Here is a 24,133-nt window from a genome sequence, read left to right as displayed (position 1 = left end):
TGAATTCGAAAATATAGAAATCTATTTTCTTTGGATCAAAAGAAGGGTTCTGTCGTCATCAAATTTTGAGACGTTGTAGGTCTTTGTAAGTTCTTCTTCTATGGCTTGAGGGTGTAGTTCTTTCTCTAATTTGAACTTGTTTAAGGAATGAAACAAGGCATCGTCGCCAATCATCTCATTGTTTTTGTCGTTTACAGCCTCTGTGTAACCATCGGTATAAAACAAAACCTTGTCACCCTTATTAAAATCGTGAACCAGGCTTTGATATTTGGTCGTTTTAATCACGCCAAGTAAAGTTCCCACAATATTAAGTTGCGAAATGGTGTCTTCCGATTTATTGTAGTAATATGGACGCAATGCACCAGCAGAAGCTACGCTGATTTTATTCTGCTTTGTGCAAATCGAGATCACGCTGAGTGTTGTAAAAACCTCGGTGAGCTGCATGTCCTTAAAAATGTACTGGTTAATGATGTCGAGGAATTTTCCAGGAGCTTCCACAAAATCAAATTCCTGTCGATTCAGGAAAAAGTTAATGGTACTTCTAATGTAAGCAATGTAGGCCGGAACAAAGAACCAGGCATCCCATTTTTTACCCATTACATCGCCCAATACAAATATCTTACGATTTTCATCTACATTGATAATTTCATAGTAATCGCCACCAGGCAATTTATCGTAGGGTTCATGTAGAATACGAATCTGGAAGTCATTTAGCTCATCAGAAAACTTGTTCTCGAACCTTATTGGCGATCGTTTGGCCGCAGTATTAAGGGCATTCAAATACTTGTTTTTCAGTTCATGTTCTCTTTGAATGTTGGAATTGATTTGATGTACTATTAATCTTGTATCCAGATTTTTATACAGAAAAGTGCTGATTTTGTACTTCAAGAGCTGATCCATCATTTCGGTATTATCCGGATCAGAAATTAGCAAACTTACCGGAACGTGAGCTGCTGTAATTTCAACTATTTTCTCAAGTATCGACATGGCCCAGGTGGCGGCATCATCGATAATGATTCCCCAATTGTTTGCACCTTGCAGAGCCATAAAAAAATCGGCATCGGTGTAAACTACCTTAATGTTGGTTTTTATTAGTTTTCGGGGAATTGGAAAAGGTTTGGTTCTGTTGGCACAGTATATTAAAGTGCCTTTGTCGTAACTAATGTCAGACTTTTCTTTTCCCGCAATAATTTCTTTTCGTAGAAATGCCTTTTTTAAGTGCGAGTTGATTTTTGAAACAAAAACTTTCTGTTTGATGGGCTTTGTGATGAAATCATCGGCACCATCATTAAGGTTTTTGATCCAGGTTTCCTCTTCGTTGTTTCCAGATAAGAAAATAAAAGGCGTATGCTTGTATTCGGGAGTGTTCCGAAAATGTCGCACCAACTCATTACCATCCATGATTGGCATGAAAAGATCCGAAATAATTAAATCGAAATGTTCGGTTTTGGCCTTATCAATGGCCTCAATACCATTTCTCGCTAATGTTGTTTTGTAGCTTAAGCCTCTTAATGTAAACTCTATAAACTTAAGTACAACAACATCATCATCTACAACGAGTATATGCGGTGAGGCCTTGGCCATAATGGCTTACTATTCTGCCGAGAAGCTGTTTACACAAGCGGTAGGATCCTGTAAAATCTCAAAAATAGAATCCAATTGCATTAATTCAATTAATTCCATTACATCTTTGTTGATATTGCAAAGCTTAATTTTGCTCTGGTGTTCTTTCGATGTTTTTAGGGCAGAAATTAATGCTCCAAAACCAGAACTATCAATAAAGTTAATGTCTTCAAAGTCAACTACAAGTCTTGTTTGTGGCTGTGTTAAAACTTCGTTCATTTTATCTTTTGCAATACCGGCATTTAAGGCATACAAACGATTTGTTTCGCAAAGTTTCATTATTGTAACAGAGTCGACGTGTTTGGTTTCAATATTCATAGCTTTAGATATGGTTTAAAGTTGTTTAAGACTTGATTTAAGTTCTTCAACGGCCAACGGACAATTGGTTAGAAAATGCTCTACCAAATCAGGAATGTGTTTCAATTCCGTGTCGTTAGTTGTTTCGTGCATCACATTACTCCAATTCTTTTCATCTTTAGGACTTAACTCAATTCCTTTTTCTTTTTTTATCTGTAACTCAAATTTAAGATTTCCTTTTGAAAAATGCTCTAATTGTTCTAAACAATCTCCAATACTATCCATTCCCATTGTTCGAACCGATGATTTTGCTTTGTGTGCAACTGCTCCAAGGCCTTCCCAGTTCTTTGTTTCAAAATTTGAGCTAACCTCTTCAGTAAATTCAGGGATTTGTTCAATGAATATTTCGATCATTTCTTCGATAATACTGTTGTCATTTCCCGACATTTCCTTTAAATAGGACAAATTGGTGAGTTGTTCTCCTTGAGTCATTCTACAGGATAAAATAATTTTAACAAATTAACAGGACTGATTTTTAAAAGTCCTGTAAATCTGAGTGGTTTTACTACATATAATATTGCAATGATACTAATTTATTTTCAAATTACCTATCAGTTTTATCATTCAATAAGAGCATTATATCCTTTGATTTATGGAATGTTTGCCAATAGTTTAATCCGGAAAGGAAACATTTTATTTTATTATCAGTATTAGTGAATATGAAATTTGGATAATTGATCCATTTTAAGAAAACCCATATCAAAACTAACTACTGGTCTCTATGAAATTTAAATTTACTACTCTCACTCTTTTTTTCTTTGTTGTTTTTACAAATTTATCGGCCCAAAACCTGATTGATATTAAGAAGTCAGATTATGTAGATGGGCATAAGGAAAGAAAAAACGCATACAAAAAAATTACAACTGCTGCTGCACTTTTCGAAAAAGGAGAAGGCTATGTTCGCGAAGCAATTCCTCTGCTTTTGGATGCTTATCAGGTTAATGACAAAAATTCGGCATTGAATTACAATATTGGTGTTAGCTATTTGATATCAGGACCAAGAAATGAGGCTTTGCCCTTTTTGAACGCGGCACAGCAATTAAATCCAGATGTGAGTGAGGATATTCATTTCCTGTTGGGAATGGCTCACCAGTATCGAAACGAATTTGATCAGGCAATTGTTCAGTATAAAATCAATATTGAACTGATTAGGCAAAATAAATACAAAGACAAACAGGATTTGATTCTCTTGAGTGAAAAAAGAATCGCAGAGTGTAAAAATGGGAAGAAATTAAAGAAAGGAGAGTCTGAATTTCAGGTTGAATTGCTTGGAGAAAAAGTGAATACAGTCTTTGATGAGTTTAACCCAATATCAAGACAGGGTGTGATGTATTTTAGTTCAAGACGAGGAGATGAGCAAAGTTCACGATCGGCAACAGATCAAAAATATTACGAAAAAATATTTAAGCAGAATTCCGAAGCAGCAGCCAGTAAACTTCCTTTGAATACACCTAATAAATCGAATGTTGGATTAATGTATACCAACGATAATGATTTTGTGATTTATACTGGTGCAGAAGGAAATGGAGATGTTTATTTTTCAAAGACTGATAAAAACAAATGGACAAAAGGCAAGGCTTTGAAATTTATCAACGAAAGTAAATCGAGAGAAAGTTCGGTTTGTTTTTGTAAAGATGAGAAAGAGGTTTATTTCGTAAGTGACCGAAAGGGAGGTTTTGGCGATTGTGACATCTATTATGCACAGAAAAATGAATCAGGCAAATGGTCTAAGCCTATGAATCTTGGTGGCGAAATCAATACAGAATACGATGAGAGCGATGTTTTTGTAAACAAGGATGGAAGTGCATTGTATTTTAGTTCCAGAGGTCATAATACAATGGGAGGTTATGATATTTTTAAATGCGAAAGAACCGATAGCGGAGAATGGGGCAGACCTAAAAACCTGGGCTTCCCAATTAATAGTACCGACAATGACATCACCTATTTTGAAGATGAAGAAGGAAGATTCTATTTTGCTTCGGAGAGATCTGGAGGACCTGGAGGCTTTGATATTTATAGAGAAAAACAAATTGTTGAAAAAATTAAAGAACCAAATATTCTAGCTGAGAAAGCTAAGATTAAAGAAGTACCCAATGAATTGAAACAAGAAAAAATGAGTGCCCCTGTAATGGCTGTACCAGTTATTGTGCCAAATATCCCTGTAAAGGAGAAAACTGTGGAGCTTGAAGAGATTAAAATGAAGCAAGAGTTGGTGCAGGAAGATTTTGTATACAGAGTTCAAATTGCAGCTTGTAAAAGAGAAATGGGACCCGCTGATCTATTCAAGAGATATAAAGGTGGAGATGTTATAGAACACTTGTATGTAGAAGGTTGGCACAAGTATACCATTGGAGGTTTCGAAACTTTTGACGAAGCTGCCGAATATCGTGATTCATGTGGCGTTCACGATGCTTTTGTAGTGATATTTAAAGGTGGATATCGCCTGGGAATTGCAAAGAAAACAGGAGGTGTAAAGTAATTTACGGATTCGGTTGTTATCTAAGAAAATTTTCTACATTTGCACTAACAATAACACATACATAATTCACATTTTTTCTTAGGTATTCGATTTACTAATAAAATTAGTACCGATTGCCCTAAATACAAAATACAATGAAAAGAACAGCTTTCACTAGTTTTCATGAAGAACTAGGTGCAAAAATGGCACCATTTGCAGGCTATAGCATGCCAATTGAGTACACCGGAGTAAAAGATGAGCACGTTTGTGTTCGCGAAAAATTAGGTGTTTTCGATGTTTCACATATGGGAGAATTTTGGGTTAAAGGCCCTAAAGCTTTTAGCTTTGTTCAAAAACTAACAACCAATGATGTTGCAGCTTTATCTGATGGTAAAGTTCAATACAGCTGTTTTCCTAACGGAGAAGGTGGAATCGTTGACGATTTGTTGGTGTACAGAATTGACGAAGAAACCTATCTTTTGGTAGTTAATGCTGCTAATATTGAAAAAGACTGGAACTGGTGTTGTAAAAATGCTGAAGAAATGGGATTGGAAGTAGGCAAGGAGTTGTACAACGCTTCTGATGAAATTTGCCAGCTTGCAGTTCAAGGCCCATTGGCACTTAAGGCAATGCAAAAAATTGTTGATGTTCCTGTTGAAGATATGGAATACTACACATTCAAAAAAGCAACTGTTGCAGGAATCGAAAATGCAATTTTTTCTACAACTGGTTATACCGGATCTGGCGGATGTGAAATTTATGTAGCAAACGATGATGGTGAGAAACTTTGGAATGCGGTAATGGAAGCAGGAAAAGAATTCGGTCTTCAGCCTATTGGTTTAGCTGCCCGCGATACCTTAAGACTAGAAGTTGGTTTCTGTTTGTATGGTAACGATATCGATGACAATCACACACCAATTGAAGCTGGTTTGGGTTGGATTACAAAATTTGTTGAAGGAAACGATTTTATCGATCGTGATTTCTTCGAAAAGCAAAAAGAAGAAAAACCTAAGCGCAGATTAAAAGGTTTCGAAATGATTGACAGAGGTATTCCTCGCCAGGGTTACAAGATTGAAGATGCTGAAGGAAACGAAATTGGAGAAGTAACTTCTGGTACAATGGCTCCAATGGTTGATAAAGCAATTGGTATGGGATATGTAAAAGAAGGATTTTACAAAGCCGATACAGAAATCTTCATCCGTGTTCGTAAAAAAGCATTGAAAGCAAAAATTGTGAAGATCCCTTTCTATAAAGGATAAAGATCAGTCCTAAAATATTTGAAGCAGGTACTTTTAAAAGTATCTGCTTTTTTTGTGAAAATACAAAGAGAGTTCTAACATAAATTCTTACATTTGTTTCTCTCTTTTGAGCAGGTGAGGAGGTAAATCTGACAGTTTTTGATCTTTCCTTGGGTGATAAATCTCACGTTGTCCATTCAGAATGTATCCGGAATTGGAAAAATTGCCACCAAATTGATTAAAAAGAGAACAAAATCAAAATGTTTTCTGTGGGTTAAATTGCTGTTTTTCAGACTGTAAATATTAATCTATACGAAGGGGGTGGAAATGATTATTTTTTTGTTGAAAAACATAGAAATTAAGAACTAAAATCATTTCTAAATAAATTTTTATTTGCAAATTTGCCTCAGGATATGGAATAATACAAAAATTTAAAACGTTTGAAAAAATGAAAGTACACAACTTTTCTGCAGGCCCTTCAATCCTTCCAGATTTTACAGTAGAAAAAACTGCTGAAGCTATCAAAAATTTTGCTGGTACAGGACTTTCTGTAATGGAAGTTTCTCACCGTAGCAAAGAGTTTGTTGCAGTTATGGATGAAGCTATCGCATTGTTCAAAGAATTATTGAGCATTCCTGAAGGATACTCAGTATTATTTGTTGGTGGTGGTGCATCAACTCAGTTCTGCATGATTCCTTACAACTTGATGGGGAAAAAAGCAGCTTACCTTAATACAGGTGCCTGGGCGAACAAAGCTCAAAAAGAGGCTAACCTTTTTGGTGAAGTTGTAGAAGTAGCATCTTCAAAAGAGGCAATTTACAATTACATTCCAAAAGGATATGAAATTCCTGCTGATGCGGATTATTTCCACATTACTACCAACAATACCATTTATGGTACAGAAATTAAAGAAGATATGGATATCAATGTTCCTTTGGTAGCTGATATGTCTTCTGATATTTTCTCTCGTCCGGTTGATGTATCTAAATATGCATTAATTTATGGTGGTGCTCAAAAGAACCTTGCTCCTGCAGGTGTTACTTTTGTGATTGTTAAAGATGAAATTTTAGGTAAAGTTGATCGTCAGATTCCTACAATGTTGGATTACAGAACTCACATTAAAGGTGAATCTATGTTCAATACTCCTCCTGTAGTTCCAGTATTTGCTGCTCTTCAAACTTTGAAGTGGATCAAAGAACAAGGTGGTGTTGCAGCAATGCAAAAAATGAACGAAGAAAAAGCTGCAGTTCTTTACGATGAAATCGATCGTAACCCAATGTTCAAAGGTACTGTTGTTAATAAAGAAGATCGTTCTTTAATGAACATCTGCTTTATAATGGCTGATGAGTACAAAGAATTGGAAAAAGACTTCTTCGAATTTGCTACTTCTAAAGGCATGTCTGGAATTAAAGGTCACCGTTCAGTAGGTGGTTTCCGTGCTTCTACATACAATGCTTTACCAAAAGCAAGTGTACAAGCTCTTGTTGACTGCATGAAGGAATTTGAAGCAATGCACGTAAAATAATATATTCTTGAATGGCAGGATAGAGGTTATCTGACATCCTGCTTTTCGTCATTCAAATGCATGAGGAACGACTAAAGTAATTCTATGTAATTACTTCGATTTGGCTGGCAATGACATTTTATTTTTTTAATTAAAAATTTCAAATAAAATGACAAAAGTATTAATTGCAACCGAAAAGCCTTTTGCTCCTGCCGCCGTTAATGGTATCAGAGAAGTTGTGGAAGGCGCAGGTTACGAGTTGGCTTTGTTGGAATCTTATACTGATAAGGCTGATCTATTGGCTGCTGTAGCTGACGTGGATGCTATGATTATCCGAAGCGATAAAGCAACACGTGAAGTTGTTGAAGCTGCTAAAAATCTTAAGGTTATCGTTCGTGCAGGTGCCGGATACGATAATATCGACCTTGAAGCTTGTACTGAAAAAGGAATTGTAGCAATGAACACTCCAGGACAGAACTCAAACGCTGTTGCTGAGTTGGTGTTAGGAATGATGGTATTCTTAGCAAGAAACGGTTACAATGGAAAAGCTGGTGTTGAGCTTAGAGGGAAAAAAATCGGTATCCATGCATATGGTAACGTAGGTCGTTACGTTGGCGAAATTGCGAAAGGCTTTGGAATGGAAGTTCTTGCTTTCGATCCATTTGTTGCCAAAGAAGCAATCGAAGCTGATGGTGTGAAAGTAGTAGAATCTGTAGAAGAATTATATAGCACATGTAACTATATTTCTTTGCATATTCCTGCTAACGATAAGACTAAAAAATCAATCAATTATGACTTGTTGAACAAGATGCCAGAAGGGGGTATCCTTGTAAACACAGCTCGTAAAGAGGTGATTGATGAAGAAGGATTGATGAAATTAATGGAAGATCGCAAAGATTTCGCTTACATTTCTGATATCGCTCCTGATTGTAAAGATGAGATTGCTGCTAAATTTGACGGCCGCTTCTTCTTTACACCTAAAAAGATGGGTGCACAAACTGCCGAAGCAAATATCAATGCTGGTATTGCTGGTGCAAACCAAATTGTGAACTGTATCGAAAAAGGAGATACAACTTTTAAAGTAAACTAGATCGTGATTTTGTGATTTAGTGAATTTGTAATTTTGGGAGTTTACAGCTATTAAATGTTTGATTTTGAAAAATTAGATCTTTATCAGAAATCATTGGAAATGATTAAAATGGTTTATAACCAAACGAAACACTTTCCAAATGATGAGAGGTTTGGTTTAACAAATCAATATAGAAGAGCTGCAAATTCTGTTGCTTTAAATATTGGAGAGGGATATGGGGAGACAATACCCTTGTCTTTAAAATATCTGAAAACATCAAAAGGTTCTATTCGTGAATGTTTGGTGTGTTCTGAAATAGCATTGCAACAGAAATATATTGATCAAAATCAGTATGATGAGATTCGAAAAATATTAACTGATTTGTCTAAAATGGCATCGGGTTATAAGAAATATTTGGAGAAGAAACTGGAATCTAAATAACAATATTACAAATTCACGAAATCACTAATTCACAGATAGGTAAACACAAAAATTAACAACACAACAAAAACATATTAACGATGGCTATAGTAAAACCATTCAGAGGCTTGCGCCCTACTAAAGATATCGCTAAGGATTTAGCATGTCTTCCATACGACGTAATGAATTCAGAAGAGGCTGCTCAAATGGCTGAAGGTAAAGATTGTTCTTTATTACACATTACAAGAGCAGAGATTGATTGTCCTGCTGGAACTGATGTTCACTCTGAAGAAGTATATGAAAAATCAGTTTCAAACTTCAACTTGTGGCAAGAAAAAGGTTGGTTGAAGCAAGATGAAGAAGCTAAATTCTACATCTATGCTCAAACAATGGACGGTCGTACGCAGTACGGTATCGTTGCTAACGCTGCTTGTGAAGATTACAAAACAGGTGTAATTAAAAAGCACGAGTTAACTCGTCCAGACAAAGAAGAAGATCGTATGATCTTAACTCGTTACACTAAGGCTAACTTAGAGCCAGTATTCTTCTCGTACAAAGCAGTGCCTGAAATCGATGCTATTGTTGAAAACATCGTTAAAAACGAAGAAGCTACTTACGATTTCGTTGCAGAAGATGGTTTCGGTCACCATTTTTGGCCAGTAAACGATGCAGCTACAAACAAAGAGTTGGAAGAGTTGTTCGCAACTAAAGTTCCTGCAACATACGTAGCTGATGGTCACCACAGAACAGCTGCTGCTGCTCGTATTGGTGATGAGTTCGCTGCTAAGAATCCAAACCACACTGGCGACGAAGAGTACAACTACTTTATGGCAGTTCACTTCCCAGATAACCAACTGAAAATTATTGACTACAACCGTGTAGTAAAGGATTTGAATGGTATGACTGCAGAAGAGTTCTTGGCAAAGCTAGAAGGAACTTTCGAAGTAGAGTGCATGGGCGAAGAGATTTACAAGCCAGCTAAACTTCACGAATTCTCTATGTATTTAGAAGGAAAGTGGTACAAAATGAATGCTAAAGAAGGAACTTACGATGATAAAGATCCAATTGGTGTTCTTGACGTAACCATCCTTTCTAACCACGTATTGGATAACTTACTTGATATTAAAGATCTTCGTACGACTACACGTGCAGAATTCGTTGGTGGTATCCGTGGATTAGGTGAGTTGAAAAAACGTGTTGACAATGGTGATATGAAAGCAGCATTTGCATTGTACGCTGTATCTATGCAACAGTTAATTGATATTGCTGACACTGGTAACATCATGCCTCCAAAAACAACTTGGTTCGAGCCTAAGCTTCGTTCAGGTTTGTTAATTCACAAATTAGACTAATAAAAGTCAATACTATATTTGGGAGAGGGACGCGAAAGCATCCCTCTTTTTTTGTCCGTAATTGAAAATGAAGTGTTCGTTAATGGACATGTGAGATTATTTGCGATTATTCTCAATGTTCAGATAATGAGTGCGGTATGATGGGTGGCATGTTGATTGATTGTGAATTGTCATAACCTTAATCTTAGTGTGATGATTCTGAATTTTTTTAAGGTTGCCTTTCGCAACATGAAAAAGTATAAAGGCTATTCCTTTATCAATGTAGTTGGTTTAGCTATCGGGTTGGCTTGTGTATTCCTGATCTATCTTTTTGTTCAGGATGAATTAAGTTACGACAAGTTCTATACTAAGTCTGAGGATATCTATCGTGTTGCAGTAAAAATGAAGATGGGCGAAAGAAGATTTGAAGGGAATACGATTTGTGCGCCTTTCTCGCCTACAGCACAAGCAGATTTTCCTGAAGTGAAGTATGCGGTTCGCACACATTTCTGGAATAATGTACTATTCACCTATGAAGATAAACAGTTTGTAGAGAACAAGCTGTTGAGAACCGATTCAACTTTCTTCCAGGTATTCGACCGACCGTTTATTTATGGAGATCCAAAAACTGCCTTGTACGGTTCGGGCAATATTGTGTTGACCGAAAGCACAGCCAACAAGTATTTTGGAGAGGCAAATCCGCTTGGGAAAGTGATTCGTATGGGAGAAAAGACGCTCTATACCGTAACAGGTGTTGTAGAAGATGTGCCTGTGAACTCTCATTTTCATTACAATTTGGTGTGTAACCTAAAGCTAAGTGCCGAAGACAATGACAATTGGTTTAGCGATTACATGCAGGCCTATTTCTTGTTGGAGCCTGGCACGGATTATAAAGAGCTGGAATCGAAATTCAGAGATTTTACCCTGAAATACATGGGGCCAAAACTGAAAAGCGTTCTTGGTATTGATGTGTATGAGTGGGAAAATATGGGCAACGAGTTTAATTACTACCTGGAACCTCTGGAAAAAATATACCTGCACTCAAAAACCGATGGTCAAATAGAGCCCATTAGCGATATTAAGTACGTTTACATTTTCTCCGCCATAGCCTTTTTTATTCTTTTATTAGCATGTGTAAATTTCCTAAATCTTACTACTGCACGATCATACACCAGGGCAGGTGAAGTTGGCGTGCGCAAAGTTTTTGGAAGCAGTCGTGAAATGTTAATGATACAATTCTATGCCGAAACCTTTATCATGACAATTTTCGCTGCCATACTTTCCTATTTCTTAATTGAATTGATGTTGCCATCATTTAATATGATTGCAAAAAAGGAACTGTCATCAACATTGCTGTGGCAACCTCAATATCTGCTTTTTGTTGCAGGAGTAATCGTTTTTGTAGTCATTTTTGCAGGAACCTATACAGCTTTATCCTTATCGGGATTTAGAGTCATTAGTGTGCTAAAAGGCGAAGTTCGAAAAGGAAGGCTCGGGAAAAACATCAGGGCATCTCTGGTTGTTTTCCAATTTACTGTTGCCATTGGAATTTTAATATCGGCCTTTGTAATGAAGGAACAGGTAGACTTTATGCAAACCAAAAAACTTGGGTTTGAAAAAGAGAGAGTTATGGTGGTTGATCGAGCTTATACTTTCGATGCTGACGAAAAGGAGACCATTAAAGAAATGCTCTTTAAATATACGGGAGTAGAAAGTGTATCCTTCTCAGGGATGGTTCCTGGAAGAGGAACAAATGGCTGGTCGATGTACCGCGAAGGGGCAAGTAATGAAGACATGATCAATTTTAGACTGATGCATGTAGATGAGAATTTTATTGACCTTCTCGATTTGAAAATAAAGGAGGGAAGAAATTTTGATCGTAATAGACTGGCCGACACTGCTGTATTTATTGCAAACGAAGCAGCGATTCATGCATTAGGCTACACCGATTGCGCCATAGGTAGGAATGTATATCGCCCAAACTTTTCGGAAAATGGAAGAACGCTTATTGAGATTGTTGGTGTCATTAAGAACTTCCATTTCGAATCGATGAGAGATAAAATTTTACCCATGTTTTTAACCTATACTCCAAAATACCATCAAAGATATATGTTGGTGAAGTTAAAGCCTGATAATGTGATGGGCGGTATGAAAATGGTGAAAAAAATATGGATGAAAATGACCAAAGGCGAACCTTTTGAGTATTTCTTTCTGGATGAAGATTTCAATACTTTGTTTAAAGGTGAGGTGAGGGTTGCCAATATTTTGACATCATTTACCATTTTGGCTTTCATTATTGCCCTGCTTGGCCTACTGGGTTTGGTTTCGTTCGAAATGCAACAACGTGTTAAAGAAATTGGAATCAGAAAAGTATTGGGTAGCACAGAAATGAATTTAGTGGTGCTGCTTAGTAGAAATTTATGTGTGAGTGTGATTCTTGCAAATTTAATTGCCTGGCCAATTAGCTTTTATGCGATGCACAAATGGTTATCGAATTTTGTTTATCGAATCGATTTCCCCTGGTATTATTTTATTATTGCATTGGTGATATCATTATTACTCGCTGTAATTACAGTGAGCGGGCATTCGCTAAAGGTTGCCAATACAAATCCTATTAAATCGTTACGTTACGAATAGTATAAAGTATGCTTAGAAAAGAACTCTATTGTTTAAGGGTTCTTTTTTTTGTTTTTAACCATTTGGTTAAAAAATGTAAAAAGTCTTTTTGGCTAGAAATTAATGTCATATATTTGCATTAACCATTTGGTTAAACTAAATGGTTAATTTTATGAAATGATATTAACCAACTGGTTAAAAAAGATAAATATGAGAGAAAAATCGGAGGAAACACAAAAGCAAATCCTTGATGCAGCCAAAAAAATATTTGCCGCCAAAGGATTAGCGGGTGCAAGAATGCAGGAAATTGCTGATGAGGCTGGCATAAATAAAGCATTACTTCATTACTATTACCGGAACAAAGAAAAGCTATTCGAACAGGTTTTTGAAGGTGCCATTCGCAAACTATTGGGCCCTTTGGCTTCTTTTTTAGCTGACGATTCAGAGTTGTTTACTAAAATTAGAAACCTGTGTCATCATTACTACAATGTGTTGATTGAGTATCCTTTTATTCCAATTTTTGTTTTGAGCGAAGCCAGCGCCAACCCCGATCGCTTTTTACGCTTAATGAAATTTGAAGGAGTGGTTGAAGCCAAAGAGAAAACCAGGATGCAAATCCAGCAATATATTAATGAAGGCAAAATAAGACCTATCGATCCCAGGGAATTGCTATGGAATATTATGAGTTTGTGCATATTTCCAATTGTAAGTAGACCAATAGCCGTAGAAATATTGTACTCCAATGATGATGTGTCGGAAGTTCTAAAGCAGAGGGCCGATCGTGTTGCTGATTTTGTGATTCAATCCATTAAAATGTAGATAAAATGAAAATGATATTGTACAAATGTAGTGCTTTACTACTGGTTTGCTTTGCTTTAATTGAGCCTGGTTATGGGCAGGATGCTAAGCTTAGCCTGGAGCAAATTCATGAAGAAGTACAGCAAAATTATCCTTTAATAAAAGGGAAAGAGTTGTTGCACAAACAATCAGGTTTAAGTATTGAAAATATAAAAACTGCTTATTTGCCAAAGCTGTATGCAAATGGTAAAATGAGTTATCAATCCGATGTTACCAGCAGTCCTCTTTCGGGAGCAGGTTCATTCGGAGCTCCTAAAGAACAATTCTCACTGAATTTGGATGTTGAACAATTAATCTATAATGGAGGAAGGACAAAAAGTCAAATTAAACTCGACCAAATATCCACAGAAGTTGAAGTAACCGATTTGGAAGTGAAGATGTATGAGCTTCGCAAGCGTGTTAACGATGCGTACTTTACTATTCTTTTGCTAAGACAAAGTAATCAGGTTTTATTGGAGAAAAGAAAAAGTGTGGATGCCAGCTTACAACAAGTTCATTCTGCTGTAAAGAATGGAGCAATGGCTGCCTTTAACGCTAAAGTGCTGGAGTCGGAGCTGTTGTTAATCGATCAGCAGATTAATGAAATAAAATTTGTTGAAAGAACTAGCCTGGAAACACTGGCAGAACTGATGGGCAGAGATGATGATATTGATGTGGAAGATCTTGATGTAAAAGACGAGTCAGATTTGATTGTGTCAGTGAATGAACTTAGGGAAGACAGACCGGAATACAAGTGGTACAAGGGTCAAAACTTACTGCTGGATGAGAAGATAGAAATTACAAAGAAAGACAGATTTCCGGTAATTACTGCTTTTGGTCAGGTGGGTTATGGACAACCAGGGTACAATCAGTTAAACGACGATTTTGATAGTTATTACATGATTGGGGCAAAATTAAGCTGGAATATTTTCGATTGGAAATCGAGCAAACGAAGCCAAAGAAAATATCAATATCAGAAAGACCTGGTGGCAACTCAATTGTCAAGTTTTCAGAAAAATCAAAAACTTGAACTTCGAAAGGAAATTAACAACATCTCGAAATTTAAAATTCTTTTGGAGCAGGATGACGCTATTGTAAGTCTTCAGGAAGAAGTTACCCAAAGCTCCTCTTCTCAGCTTGACAATGGAGTAATTACTTCAAGTGATTACCTGGAAGATTTAAACAAAGAAATTCAGGCCAAACTCAATAGAAGATATCATGAAATTCAGCTGAGTCAGGCAATACGTGAATACAAAAGAATTTTAGGCATAACAAATACAAAAATCTGATCGAAATGAAATATTCAAATATAATAATGACAGTGGTTCTGGCTATGGTGGTAATGGCCTGTGGAAATGGAAATGATCAATCTGATGCATATGGTAATTTTGAGGCTGTAGATTATATCATTTCTGCTGAAAATGCAGGTAAAATTATGGAACTACAGCTTGAAGAAGGAGATGAATTTACAGAAGCGAAACAGGTTGGTTTTATCGATACAACTCAACTTTATCTGCAAAAAGAACAGCTAAAAGCTCAAAGAAAGGCTACTGCTGCGGGCATTCAGAATATATTATCCCGAATCGAGGTGTACAAGGAACAATTGGCCATACTACAAAAAGACAAAAAGCGAATTGATAAGATGTTTGCCGATGGAGCAGTTTCAATAAAGGAACTTGACGATATCAATGGAAATGTTCAGGTTGTAGAAAAGCAGATTGAATCTGTGAAAACAGAAAATGCCCAGGTTTTCGGCAATCTGGAGAGTTACGATAATCAAATTAAATCCTTGGAAGATTTGATTGAAAAAAGTAAAATTTTTGTGCCCAAAACGGCTACTGTATTGGAAAAATACAAGGAACCTTACGAAATGGTAAATGCCGGCACGCCTTTATTTAAATTGGCAGATTTAAACGTTTTGGACCTTCGGGTTTATGTAAGTGGAGACCAATTGCCAGCTCTTAAAATAGGTCAGGGTGTAGATGTGATTATCGATAAAAATGAAACAGAGAATGAAAGTGTTAAAGGAACTGTATCATGGATTTCTTCACAATCGGAGTTTACACCAAAGATTATTCAGACCAAAGAGGAAAGAGTGAAATTGGTTTATGCCGTTAAAGTTAGGGTTGTTAACGATGGACGACTAAAAATTGGCATGCCAGGTGAAATTAAATTTTAAAGCTTATGGATGCTGGTATTCAAATCGATAATTTATCGAAATCATACGATGATGTTCATGCACTTAAAAATATCAATCTGGATATAAAGGCTGGAGAGTTGTTTGGAATTATTGGTCCTGATGGGGCAGGGAAGACTACGCTCTTTAGATTGCTCGCGACTTTATTGCTACCCGATAGTGGAAAGCTAAGGCTTTGCGAAACAGATGTGGTGGATCAGTACAAAGTCATTCGAAATTTATTAGGCTATATGCCAGGGAAGTTTTCTCTATATCAGGATCTTAGTGTGATTGAAAACCTAGAGTTTTTTGCAAGGGTTTTTAATACGCGCATAGCAGATAATATGGATATGATCCATGATATATGGGTGCAAATTGAACCTTTTAAGGATCGGCTTGCTGGTAAACTTTCGGGGGGAATGAAGCAGAAGCTGGCATTGTGTTGCGCCTTAATTCATCAGCCTAAAGTGCTCTTGCTCGATGAGCCTACAACTGGTGTTGATGCAGTTTCGAGGAATGAGTTCTGGCAGATGTTAAAAGGCTTAAAATCGAAAGGGATTACCATTGTGGTAGCTACCCCTTATATGGATGAGGCAAATATGTGTGAACGTGTTGCCCTTATTCAGGAAGGTGAAATACTGCAGGTAAATTCTCCGGCTGAGATTGTGGATCAGTTTGGAAAAGATTTGTATGCAATAAAAAGCGATGATAACTATCAAAGTTTGTTGGATTTGAGAGAGTTTGATCATACAGAATCTGTTTTTCTATTCGGGCAAAGTTTGCATTACACCGATGTGCGGAATGATTTTTTAATTGATGAAATCGAAGATTATCTGAAAAATAAAGGTCGATTACAATTGGAAATAGAGAAAATTAAACCTGGAATTGAGGACTGTTTTATGGCCTTGAGTGTAAAAAGCGATCAGCATGAATAAGGATGTGAAAGTAATTCGGGTGAAAAACCTGTATAAGAAATTTGGTGATTTTACGGCCAATGACAACCTGTCCTTTGAAGTTTCGAAAGGTGAAATTTTTGGCTTCTTGGGAGCCAATGGAGCTGGTAAAACAACGGCCATAAAAATACTTTGTGGCTTGTCTTATCCAAGTTCAGGAGAGATAAGTGTGGCTGGTTTTGATGTGTATAAAGAACGCGAACTTCTGAAAAGGAACATTGGATACATGAGTCAGAAATTCTCGCTCTACGAAGACCTGACTGTGTATGAAAATATTCGATTCTATGGTGGAATTTATGGCATGACGAAGCAGGAGATAGATACAAAAACGAATGGGCTCTTAGATCAACTTGATTTACAGCACTCGCGAAATAAGCGAATTAGCTCACTACCGCTTGGCTGGAAGCAAAAACTCGCATTTTCGGTGGCTATTTTTCACAATCCGGAGATTGTATTTCTCGATGAACCAACAGGAGGAGTCGATCCTGTTACCAGAAGACAATTTTGGGATTTGATTTATGAAGCTTCGCGAGCGGGGATTACCATTTTCGTAACCACCCACTATATGGATGAGGCCGAATATTGCGATCGGGTATCGATCATGGTTGACGGCAGAGTTGAGGCACTTGATACTCCCACTAAGTTAAAGGAGCAATTTAATGCTCTTGATATGGATCAGGTGTTTTTGAGTTTGGCCAGGAAGGCTAAAAATGTTGAGTAGATAAAAAATAAGAAAGAATGAATCGATTTTTCGGATTTTTAAAAAAGGAGTTCTATCATATTTTCCGCGATAAGCGTTCAATGTTGATTCTTTTCGGGATGCCCATAGTGCAAATCATGCTTTTCGGATATGTAATCAATACAGATTTGAAAGATGTGAAAATGGCTGTATTGGATCATTCAAAGGATGAATATACGGCTGAAATAATCAATAAGATTACATCCTCGGGTTATTTTCAGCTGACCGAAAATTTACAGCATTTGGACCAGGCCGATGCTGTTTTTAGAAAAGGAGAGGTGAAATTGATTTTGGTTTTCGAACCTGATTTTGGCAAGAACCTGATCAAAAATTCAAATGGCAATGTTCAAATACTAACAGATGCTTCTGATCCCAATACTGCAAATTTAGAGGTGAATTATTTGCAGGGGATTCTGCAAAACTACAATGTGGAAATTAACGAAGGCAGACCAGTACCATCTTCAGTACAGGTAAAATCGAGAATGTATTTTAATTCGAATCTCGAAAGTGTTTTCATGTTTATTCCGGGAATTATGGCTACCATTTTAATGTTAGTATCGGCCATGATGACCTCCATATCAATAGCCAGAGAAAAGGAATTGGGCACCATGGAAATACTATTGGTATCGCCACTGAATCCTTTACAGATCATTTTGGGTAAGGTAACTCCTTATTTAGCTCTATCTTTTATCAACGCCCTGGTGATTATTGGTATGGGATATTTTGTGTTCGGAGTTCCAATTCTGGGAAGCTTTGTTTTGCTTATGGCTGAAAGTATTCTGTTTATTTTCCTGGCTTTATCCATAGGTATTTTTATTTCAACGGTTGCCAAAAGTCAACAGGTGGCCATGATGCTTTCCATGTTCGTACTCATGTTGCCAACAATTATATTGTCTGGTTTTATATTTCCCATTCGAAATATGCCTGTGCCTTTGCAGGTTATAAGCCATATCATTCCACCCAAGTATTTCATAATAATTCTTAAAAATATCATGCTTAAAGGTGTTGGTTTTGAATATGTTTGGAAGGAAACCCTGGTTTTGTTTGGTATGACAATCGGATTTATAGTTCTGAGTCTTAAGAAGTTTAAAGTTAGGTTACAGTAAATAAGAAAGCTTAATCATGAGAATACTAAAATACCTGTTACAAAAGGAGTTTCTGCAAATTTTTCGCAACAAAAGCATGTTGCCAATTATATTTGTAATGCCTATTCTCCAACTTTGTGTCTTGTCGTTTGCAGCAACCTACGACATGAAAAACACCAATCTTTACATTGTAGATAAGGACCTGTCGAGTCATTCGAGACAATTGATTTCGAAATTTAGTGGTTCGCCTTTTTTTACGGTAAAGGAAATTGCCTTCTCGGTTGAGGAAGCCGAGAAAGAGCTGTATAAAGATGAAATTGATGCCATCCTTGTTTTTGATAAAGGATTTGGAGAGCATTTGGATCTACAAGCGAACGCAAGTATTCAGGTACTTGTTAATGCCATCAATGCAAGTTCTGCCGGTTTGTATAATGCATACATTTCTTCGGTAATTCAGGATTATAATTCTATAATTAATACTGATATGATAAGTGTTGATGGAACAACTCCTATGCAGCTTGTGCAATCAACCTATTTGCATCAGTTTAATCCAGAAATGAAATACATTCCTTATATGCTTCCCGGCCTTTTGGTATTGCTGGTAACCGTGGTTGGTCTGTTTTTATCGGCTATGAATGTTGTGAGAGAGAAGGAAATTGGCACAATCGAACAAATTAATGTTACACCAATTAAAAAGTCGCAGTTTTTAATAGCAAAACTAATTCCCTTCCTGGTAATTGGTTTCTTTGAGCTGGCAATAGGTTTGTGCATTGCTGCTTTTGTTTTTAATATTCCTTTCCTGGGATCGGTTTGGCTTATTTTCCTGGTGGCATTTGTGTATCTCATTGGAATATTAGGTTTCGGATTACTGATATCAACTCAAACCAATACACAACAACAAGCCATGTTTATTGCCTGGTTCTTTATGGTGATATTTTTACTGATGAGTGGTTTGTTTACACCCGTTGAAAGTATGCCGGAATGGGGGCAAAAGCTGAATTATTTTAACCCGATAGCTTACTTTATTAAAATCATTCGAATGATTTTATTGAAAGGATCTGGATTAATGGATATCCTGAAGGACATTGCCATCTTAGGAGCTTTTGCAATTGCATCGGTAACAATAGCAGTAAACCGTCACCGAAAAGTGGCATAAATGAAATGCAATCTGCCAGGTCATTTACCGATTAATAAAGAGCTTTTATCTATTTTTACTAAATTAAATAATGCAATTCAGTTTACTTTGAGAAAAACCCAATCCTAATGTCTGATAACTACTTAAAATCTCTCTATGATTCTGGCTGGAGAATTATAATCATTCTTGCGGTATTGCTGCAGGTAGGATTAATTCCTCTGGATTTTCTTTTTAATTTAAGAAGCTTAAGCTGGTACAAGACGCTTGATTTAAGTATATCATTACTGTTTTTCCTCGATTTAATCATCAATATCGCCAGGTACAAAGGAATCAAATCTCAAGCTTTACTTAAGGATGTGTATTGGGATACTTATGACTCAGGGAAATATTTTATTGCCGATATATTGGCCATTCTGCCTTATGCGGTTCTGTTTTCGAACCCCTGGTTTCAACTGTTCCGCCTATTCAAATGGGTTCGTGTAATCCGAACGGCTCACTTTTTTCAAATGAGAAACCTAAGATTTTCTTCCAGGATATCCTTTGGACTTTTAATTTTAGGTTTTTTTCACTTTACGCACTGGCTGTCGTGTATCTGGATTTGGATTCATGGCTTCGAACCTGGATTATCCAACACGGATAACTATGTGCAAGCCTTGTATTGGGTAGTAACCACCTTAACTTCGGTTGGCTATGGAGATATTGTGCCGCACGGAAATGTGGAAATGCTCTTTACGACCTTGCTTCAAATTCTCGGCGTAGGGGTTTTGGCCCTATTTGTTGCTTCCATGGTTGGGATTTTTACCAAAAAGAATCCTGCCGAACAGCGCTTTATGGAAAACATTGATAAGTTACGTGCCCTGATACATTACCATAAGATTCCTAAAGATCTGGAAGAGAGAATTAGCGACTATTTTACTTACGAGTGGAAGCAGAAATTAGGCTACGATGAATCTGAACTGATGGAGACCTTGCCCTACGGATTAAAAAACGAATTGCAATTTGAGTTTAAAAAAAATGCAATTAAGGACATTCCATTATTCGAATGTGTGGATGATCATTTTATAAGGGATATTGCTCAATATTTAAGTCCAATGGTTTTGACTCCGGGAGATTATCTGTTTAGGGTGGGCGATGCTGCCAATTCGATGTTCTTTGTTCAGAAAGGAAGGTTGGAGGCATTATCGGCCGATGAAAGTAAGCAGCTAACAATTTTAAAGAATGGGGATTTTATGGGAGAAATAGCATTGTTCAAGAGTACGACAAGAACCGCTACTGTAAAATCTATTGGTTATTCCGACCTGTACGAACTTCAAAAAAAGGAGTTCAATAAGGTTCTGAAAAAATACCCTGAGATTGCTGAAAAACTAAGATCGAAATCACAATCCAGGGAAGAAAGGTATATGTAAATTAAAAATCAAGCACCATGTTTCGTCCTCATGATCATTTTAGCGAATCCTTACATCCTGAGTTTCTCAGGATAGAGCGAAAGAGAGTTGGTATAATTTTAGGCCTTTTTATTTTTGGTTCTTTAATACTTCCTGTTCTGCATTACCTGGCGCCGAACCTACTTCGAAACTTTTTAAATCAAGATCAGTTTTTTACTGGCCTGGTATTTTGGTGGTTGTTATTCTGCGTGTTCGAACTGGCCATATATTTCAGGTTAACCTATGCCATTAAAAACAATTTGCTGGTTCCCAAGCGGATATTAATTCTAAATATTATTGTAGAGTTTGGTTTGCCTGCCATTGTTCTCTATCACGCGATAAAATACGATTACTCTCTTTTAATATTGGAGTACGATGGTCTTTTGTTTTATTTTCTTCTTCTCATGCTTTCTGCCATGCATCTCGATTTTAAAGTATCGGCTGGTGCTGGTTTGCTTGCGGGCCTTGGCTATTTTCTGGTGGCTTTTTGGGGAATAGAATATTTGCAGCCAGAAGATGATGTGGTGCAACTGAAAGAAATTTACACCATGCGAAGCTTTGGCCTGTTTGTAGCGGGTTTGGTTGCAGGAGTCGTGGCATCCGAAATTAAAAAGAGGGTAAATAATTATCTCAATAGCATAGAAGAACAGAAAGAAATCGAGTCTCTGCTGGGACAGCAACTGTCAAAAGATGTTGCCAACGAATTAATTGTTCATCGAAATGATACAGTTGGACACAAGGTTGTTGGATCGATCATGTTTCTGGATATTCGAAACTTTACCGTGATGGCTGATCATCAAAGTCCTGAAGAAACCATCGCATTCCAAAATGCAATTTTCGATCCTTTGATTCGAATTATTGAAAAGAACAATGGAATTATTCACCAGATTCTGGGCGACGGATTTATGGCCTCATTCGGAATTGCCGGAAAGAATGAAAACCACGCGAAAGATTCTTTACATGCCGGTTTAGAAATTATTGAGGTTATCAACCATTTGCGCACCGATGAAAATGGTGGCACTACAAGGGTTGGTATTGGCTTGCATTCTGGTGAAGTTGTTACAGGGAATATCGGGAACGAAATTCGAAAGCAATTCTCAATAGCAGGCAAGAATGTAATTATGGCTTCGAGAATTGAGCAGCTAAACAAGAATTTTAAAACACAATTTTTAGTAAGCGGGCAATTTGTGGAGATGCTCAATTGCAAAGGCTGTTTTAAAGATTTAGGTGAAGTTCATGTGAAAGGATTTGATGATGAAGTACAGGTGTACCAGGTTGGGGAACGGTGCTCCTGTTCCAAAGAATAGAAAAACAGGATATGTATACAATATTCATGAATCGCTGCCGTTATTGAGTTTTCGGCAGCGATTATTTTTTTAGGATAAATATAAACAGCTGTTGATATTGGTTCTAAATTAGAATGTTAGCCCAATCTATATTTGTGTGAAAACTATAAATTTGATGATAAAAAGCATTTTTATTGTGATTAATGAATAAATTATTGTTATTTTTAAATTGACTCTAATTTAGAATGGAATTTCAAAAAAATATAAACATTTTTGTACCGAATTAAGTAGAAAAGAACATGTTAACTTGTTGTTGAATGAGTTGTGATGTTGGAAGTACATGTTGAACGAATTTTTAGTGGATGATAGTAAGAAGAATTTTTTCTTTTCTAATAGTTTTGTTCCTGGTCTTTTTCGATCGGAATTTTAGCTTCTCCAAGCAAGGAACTGAGGCAATTGAATTTGACAGCAGTATCGAAGCTGTCTCTCACCGAATATCAAATACCCTTTCAGACTGTGTTGAAACTGAGCGTGCAGAGCGCTTAATCAATCGATTTTTAAAAAAATGGGAAGTAGCAGGTGCAACTGTTGCAGTTGTAAAAGACCAAAAGCTGCTTTATGCCAAAGGCTTTGGTTATGCCGATTTGGAAAATGAAATTAAGGTTGAACCTTCTCATATTTTTAGAATTGCAAGTGTTTCTAAACTGATTACAGCCACTGCAATTATGAAACTGCAGGAAGAAGGCAAACTGAAGATGAATGACTATGTTTTTGGGGAACATGGAATTTTAAATGACTCCATCTATTCTAAAATTAAGGATAAGCGTAGCAAACGAATTACAGTGGAGCATTTGCTGCGCCACTCGGCAGGATATTCCAGTAAATATGGTGACCCAATGTTTTTGCCCTTGTCCATTGCAAAAAAAATGAAGGTGGAACCTCCAATCTCTGCCGAAACTACAATTCAATTTGCTCTATCCAGAAGATTACATTTTACGCCAGGTAGCCGAGGTGGATATTCAAATTTAGGATATGTGATGCTCGAAAAAGTGGTGGAGAAAGCTTCTGGACAGGATTATGAAGAGTATGTAAAGAAACAGATTCTAAACCCGGCTGGTATATTTGATATGCACCTGGGGAAAAGTCTGGAAACGGATCATTATGCGAATGAGGTAAAATATTACGAGCAATCCAATGCTATTAAAGTATCGGCCTTCGATGGTTCGGGGAAAACCGTTTTTAGATCGAACGGAGGAAATAACATTGAAGCATTAGGAGGTGCTGGCGGTTGGGTAGCCTCTGCAGCCGAATTGATGAAATTTCTTCTGGCTATTGATGGAGATGATAGCCATCCGGATATCCTGAGCAAGAAAAGTATTGCTTATATGACTACACCAAACAAAAATGGCCATAGTCCGATTGGATGGAAAGGAACCAGGACAAAAACATGGTGGAGAACAGGAACACTTGCTGGTTCTTCAGCCCTAATGAAACACCAGGTAGATGGATATAGCTTCGTAATTGTTACCAACGCTTCAACATGGAGAGGTTCAGACTTTACAAGAGATTTAAATGTACTCATGAGACGCGTACTCCGCTCGGTAAAAGAGTGGCCCGAAAGAGATTTGTTCAATCATTTTGAAGCGCGACCGGATCGAATGGCATTAGATAAATTACCAAAATATCAAGAATGGAGCTGATTGTAACAATCAGCTTTTTTTATGTCCTAAATGCAATAAATATGCAGTATTTACTGCGAAATGATTTTAAATTGTAACTTAAAATCAATTTTAATTGTAAATTTGCATGTAAAATGTGTGCAAATCCTATTAAATTCTAATTTGGTTTGATATTTTTGCACTCAGAAAAATACAACTTAACA

20 protein-coding genes are annotated in these 24,133 nt (G+C 36.8%); 17 read left to right on the top strand and 3 right to left on the bottom strand.

All coding sequences use genetic code 11. The annotated features are described in order from the left end of the window. Positions 1 to 21: 21 nt before the first annotated feature. The 3 genes from ELS83_RS04510 to ELS83_RS04500 are packed head-to-tail and all read right to left on the bottom strand — an operon-like array spanning position 22 to position 2,412. Complete coding sequence (locus ELS83_RS04510) at positions 22 to 1,584, bottom strand: fused response regulator/phosphatase (RefSeq protein ID WP_171594335.1); 1,563 nt, start codon at positions 1,582 to 1,584, stop codon at positions 22 to 24. A 9-nt stretch (positions 1,585 to 1,593) separates the two neighbouring features. Continuing rightward, positions 1,594 to 1,941 (bottom strand): STAS domain-containing protein, encoded by a 348-nt coding sequence (locus ELS83_RS04505; RefSeq protein WP_171594334.1) that lies wholly within the window; start codon positions 1,939 to 1,941, stop codon positions 1,594 to 1,596. Between the two features lie 15 nt (positions 1,942 to 1,956). Next, the gene (locus ELS83_RS04500) at positions 1,957 to 2,412 is read right to left on the bottom strand and encodes an Hpt domain-containing protein (protein ID WP_171594333.1); all 456 of its coding nucleotides are present in this window, start codon (positions 2,410 to 2,412) and stop codon (positions 1,957 to 1,959) included. A 289-nt stretch (positions 2,413 to 2,701) separates the two neighbouring features. On the opposite strand from ELS83_RS04500, the gene ELS83_RS04495 reads away from it, so the two are divergent. The 17 genes from ELS83_RS04495 (at position 2,702) to ELS83_RS04415 (ending at position 23,951) form a co-directional block, all read left to right on the top strand. Further along, positions 2,702 to 4,459, top strand: coding sequence for a PD40 domain-containing protein (locus ELS83_RS04495; protein WP_171594332.1), 1,758 nt, complete (start codon positions 2,702 to 2,704; stop codon positions 4,457 to 4,459). A 134-nt stretch (positions 4,460 to 4,593) separates the two neighbouring features. Beyond that, positions 4,594 to 5,697, top strand: coding sequence for a glycine cleavage system aminomethyltransferase GcvT (gene gcvT / locus ELS83_RS04490; protein ID WP_171594331.1), 1,104 nt, complete (start codon positions 4,594 to 4,596; stop codon positions 5,695 to 5,697). 427 nt (positions 5,698 to 6,124) lie between these two features. After that, positions 6,125 to 7,201 (top strand): 3-phosphoserine/phosphohydroxythreonine transaminase, encoded by a 1,077-nt coding sequence (serC, locus tag ELS83_RS04485; RefSeq protein WP_171594330.1) that lies wholly within the window; start codon positions 6,125 to 6,127, stop codon positions 7,199 to 7,201. Positions 7,202 to 7,349: 148 nt separating this feature from the next. Further along, a complete protein-coding gene (locus ELS83_RS04480) occupies positions 7,350 to 8,270 on the top strand; it encodes a 3-phosphoglycerate dehydrogenase (RefSeq protein ID WP_171594329.1) in 921 nt (306 codons plus the stop codon). Positions 8,271 to 8,324: 54 nt separating this feature from the next. Continuing rightward, positions 8,325 to 8,690 carry a four helix bundle protein gene (locus ELS83_RS04475; protein ID WP_171594328.1) on the top strand — a complete coding sequence of 122 codons (366 nt, stop codon included), beginning with the start codon at positions 8,325 to 8,327 and terminating at the stop codon, positions 8,688 to 8,690. A gap of 80 nt (positions 8,691 to 8,770) precedes the next feature. Beyond that, positions 8,771 to 10,021, top strand: coding sequence for a DUF1015 domain-containing protein (locus tag ELS83_RS04470; protein ID WP_171594327.1), 1,251 nt, complete (start codon positions 8,771 to 8,773; stop codon positions 10,019 to 10,021). 192 nt (positions 10,022 to 10,213) lie between these two features. Continuing rightward, on the top strand, positions 10,214 to 12,637 hold the full coding sequence (locus ELS83_RS04465) for an ABC transporter permease (RefSeq protein ID WP_171594326.1): 2,424 nt from the start codon (positions 10,214 to 10,216) through the stop codon (positions 12,635 to 12,637). A gap of 189 nt (positions 12,638 to 12,826) precedes the next feature. Further along, positions 12,827 to 13,435, top strand: coding sequence for a TetR/AcrR family transcriptional regulator (locus tag ELS83_RS04460; RefSeq protein ID WP_171594325.1), 609 nt, complete (start codon positions 12,827 to 12,829; stop codon positions 13,433 to 13,435). Between the two features lie 5 nt (positions 13,436 to 13,440). Beyond that, positions 13,441 to 14,742, top strand: a complete 1,302-nt coding sequence (locus ELS83_RS04455; RefSeq protein ID WP_171594324.1) for a TolC family protein — start codon at positions 13,441 to 13,443, stop codon at positions 14,740 to 14,742. Positions 14,743 to 14,747: 5 nt separating this feature from the next. After that, positions 14,748 to 15,632, top strand: a complete 885-nt coding sequence (locus ELS83_RS04450; protein WP_216616367.1) for an HlyD family secretion protein — start codon at positions 14,748 to 14,750, stop codon at positions 15,630 to 15,632. A gap of 5 nt (positions 15,633 to 15,637) precedes the next feature. Next, entirely contained in the window at positions 15,638 to 16,564 is a 927-nt protein-coding gene (locus ELS83_RS04445) for an ABC transporter ATP-binding protein (RefSeq protein ID WP_171594323.1), read from the top strand. After that, positions 16,557 to 17,303, top strand: coding sequence for an ABC transporter ATP-binding protein (locus ELS83_RS04440; RefSeq protein WP_171594322.1), 747 nt, complete (start codon positions 16,557 to 16,559; stop codon positions 17,301 to 17,303). The genes ELS83_RS04445 and ELS83_RS04440 overlap by 8 nt, the downstream gene beginning before the upstream one ends. Before the next feature lie 17 nt (positions 17,304 to 17,320). Continuing rightward, positions 17,321 to 18,427, top strand: a complete 1,107-nt coding sequence (locus tag ELS83_RS04435; protein ID WP_171594321.1) for an ABC transporter permease — start codon at positions 17,321 to 17,323, stop codon at positions 18,425 to 18,427. 16 nt (positions 18,428 to 18,443) lie between these two features. Next, positions 18,444 to 19,562: an ABC transporter permease gene (locus ELS83_RS04430; protein ID WP_171594320.1), complete on the top strand. Its 1,119-nt coding sequence runs from the start codon at positions 18,444 to 18,446 to the stop codon at positions 19,560 to 19,562. Between the two features lie 107 nt (positions 19,563 to 19,669). Continuing rightward, complete coding sequence (locus ELS83_RS04425; protein ID WP_171594319.1) at positions 19,670 to 20,947, top strand: cyclic nucleotide-gated ion channel; 1,278 nt, start codon at positions 19,670 to 19,672, stop codon at positions 20,945 to 20,947. Positions 20,948 to 20,964: 17 nt separating this feature from the next. Beyond that, positions 20,965 to 22,272, top strand: a complete 1,308-nt coding sequence (locus ELS83_RS04420) for an adenylate/guanylate cyclase domain-containing protein (RefSeq protein WP_171594318.1) — start codon at positions 20,965 to 20,967, stop codon at positions 22,270 to 22,272. A gap of 341 nt (positions 22,273 to 22,613) precedes the next feature. Continuing rightward, positions 22,614 to 23,951: a serine hydrolase domain-containing protein gene (locus ELS83_RS04415; protein WP_171594317.1), complete on the top strand. Its 1,338-nt coding sequence runs from the start codon at positions 22,614 to 22,616 to the stop codon at positions 23,949 to 23,951. Positions 23,952 to 24,133 lie beyond the last annotated feature (182 nt).

Source organism: Marinifilum caeruleilacunae, from assembly GCF_013141825.1.
In the GTDB taxonomy this organism is placed as follows: domain Bacteria; phylum Bacteroidota; class Bacteroidia; order Bacteroidales; family Marinifilaceae; genus Marinifilum; species Marinifilum caeruleilacunae.
This window is presented reverse-complemented; position numbering and strand designations above follow the sequence as displayed.

Excerpts from the sequence above, each read along its gene's own strand:
- gcvT (WP_171594331.1), top strand. The coding sequence starts at position 4,594 with ATGAAAAGAACAGCTTTCACTAGTTTTCATGAAGAACTAGGTGCAAAA.
- ELS83_RS04470 (WP_171594327.1), top strand. The coding sequence starts at position 8,771 with ATGGCTATAGTAAAACCATTCAGAGGCTTGCGCCCTACTAAAGATATC.
- ELS83_RS04505 (WP_171594334.1), bottom strand. The coding sequence starts at position 1,941 with ATGAATATTGAAACCAAACACGTCGACTCTGTTACAATAATGAAACTT.
- ELS83_RS04480 (WP_171594329.1), top strand. The coding sequence starts at position 7,350 with ATGACAAAAGTATTAATTGCAACCGAAAAGCCTTTTGCTCCTGCCGCC.
- ELS83_RS04440 (WP_171594322.1), top strand. The coding sequence starts at position 16,557 with ATGAATAAGGATGTGAAAGTAATTCGGGTGAAAAACCTGTATAAGAAA.
- ELS83_RS04425 (WP_171594319.1), top strand. The coding sequence starts at position 19,670 with ATGTCTGATAACTACTTAAAATCTCTCTATGATTCTGGCTGGAGAATT.
- ELS83_RS04415 (WP_171594317.1), top strand. The coding sequence starts at position 22,614 with ATGATAGTAAGAAGAATTTTTTCTTTTCTAATAGTTTTGTTCCTGGTC.
- ELS83_RS04445 (WP_171594323.1), top strand. The coding sequence starts at position 15,638 with ATGGATGCTGGTATTCAAATCGATAATTTATCGAAATCATACGATGAT.
- ELS83_RS04465 (WP_171594326.1), top strand. The coding sequence starts at position 10,214 with ATGATTCTGAATTTTTTTAAGGTTGCCTTTCGCAACATGAAAAAGTAT.
- ELS83_RS04420 (WP_171594318.1), top strand. The coding sequence starts at position 20,965 with ATGTTTCGTCCTCATGATCATTTTAGCGAATCCTTACATCCTGAGTTT.
- ELS83_RS04475 (WP_171594328.1), top strand. The coding sequence starts at position 8,325 with ATGTTTGATTTTGAAAAATTAGATCTTTATCAGAAATCATTGGAAATG.
- ELS83_RS04495 (WP_171594332.1), top strand. The coding sequence starts at position 2,702 with ATGAAATTTAAATTTACTACTCTCACTCTTTTTTTCTTTGTTGTTTTT.
- serC (WP_171594330.1), top strand. The coding sequence starts at position 6,125 with ATGAAAGTACACAACTTTTCTGCAGGCCCTTCAATCCTTCCAGATTTT.
- ELS83_RS04455 (WP_171594324.1), top strand. The coding sequence starts at position 13,441 with ATGAAAATGATATTGTACAAATGTAGTGCTTTACTACTGGTTTGCTTT.
- ELS83_RS04450 (WP_216616367.1), top strand. The coding sequence starts at position 14,748 with ATGAAATATTCAAATATAATAATGACAGTGGTTCTGGCTATGGTGGTA.
- ELS83_RS04460 (WP_171594325.1), top strand. The coding sequence starts at position 12,827 with ATGAGAGAAAAATCGGAGGAAACACAAAAGCAAATCCTTGATGCAGCC.
- ELS83_RS04435 (WP_171594321.1), top strand. The coding sequence starts at position 17,321 with ATGAATCGATTTTTCGGATTTTTAAAAAAGGAGTTCTATCATATTTTC.
- ELS83_RS04430 (WP_171594320.1), top strand. The coding sequence starts at position 18,444 with ATGAGAATACTAAAATACCTGTTACAAAAGGAGTTTCTGCAAATTTTT.
- ELS83_RS04510 (WP_171594335.1), bottom strand. The coding sequence starts at position 1,584 with ATGGCCAAGGCCTCACCGCATATACTCGTTGTAGATGATGATGTTGTT.
- ELS83_RS04500 (WP_171594333.1), bottom strand. The coding sequence starts at position 2,412 with ATGACTCAAGGAGAACAACTCACCAATTTGTCCTATTTAAAGGAAATG.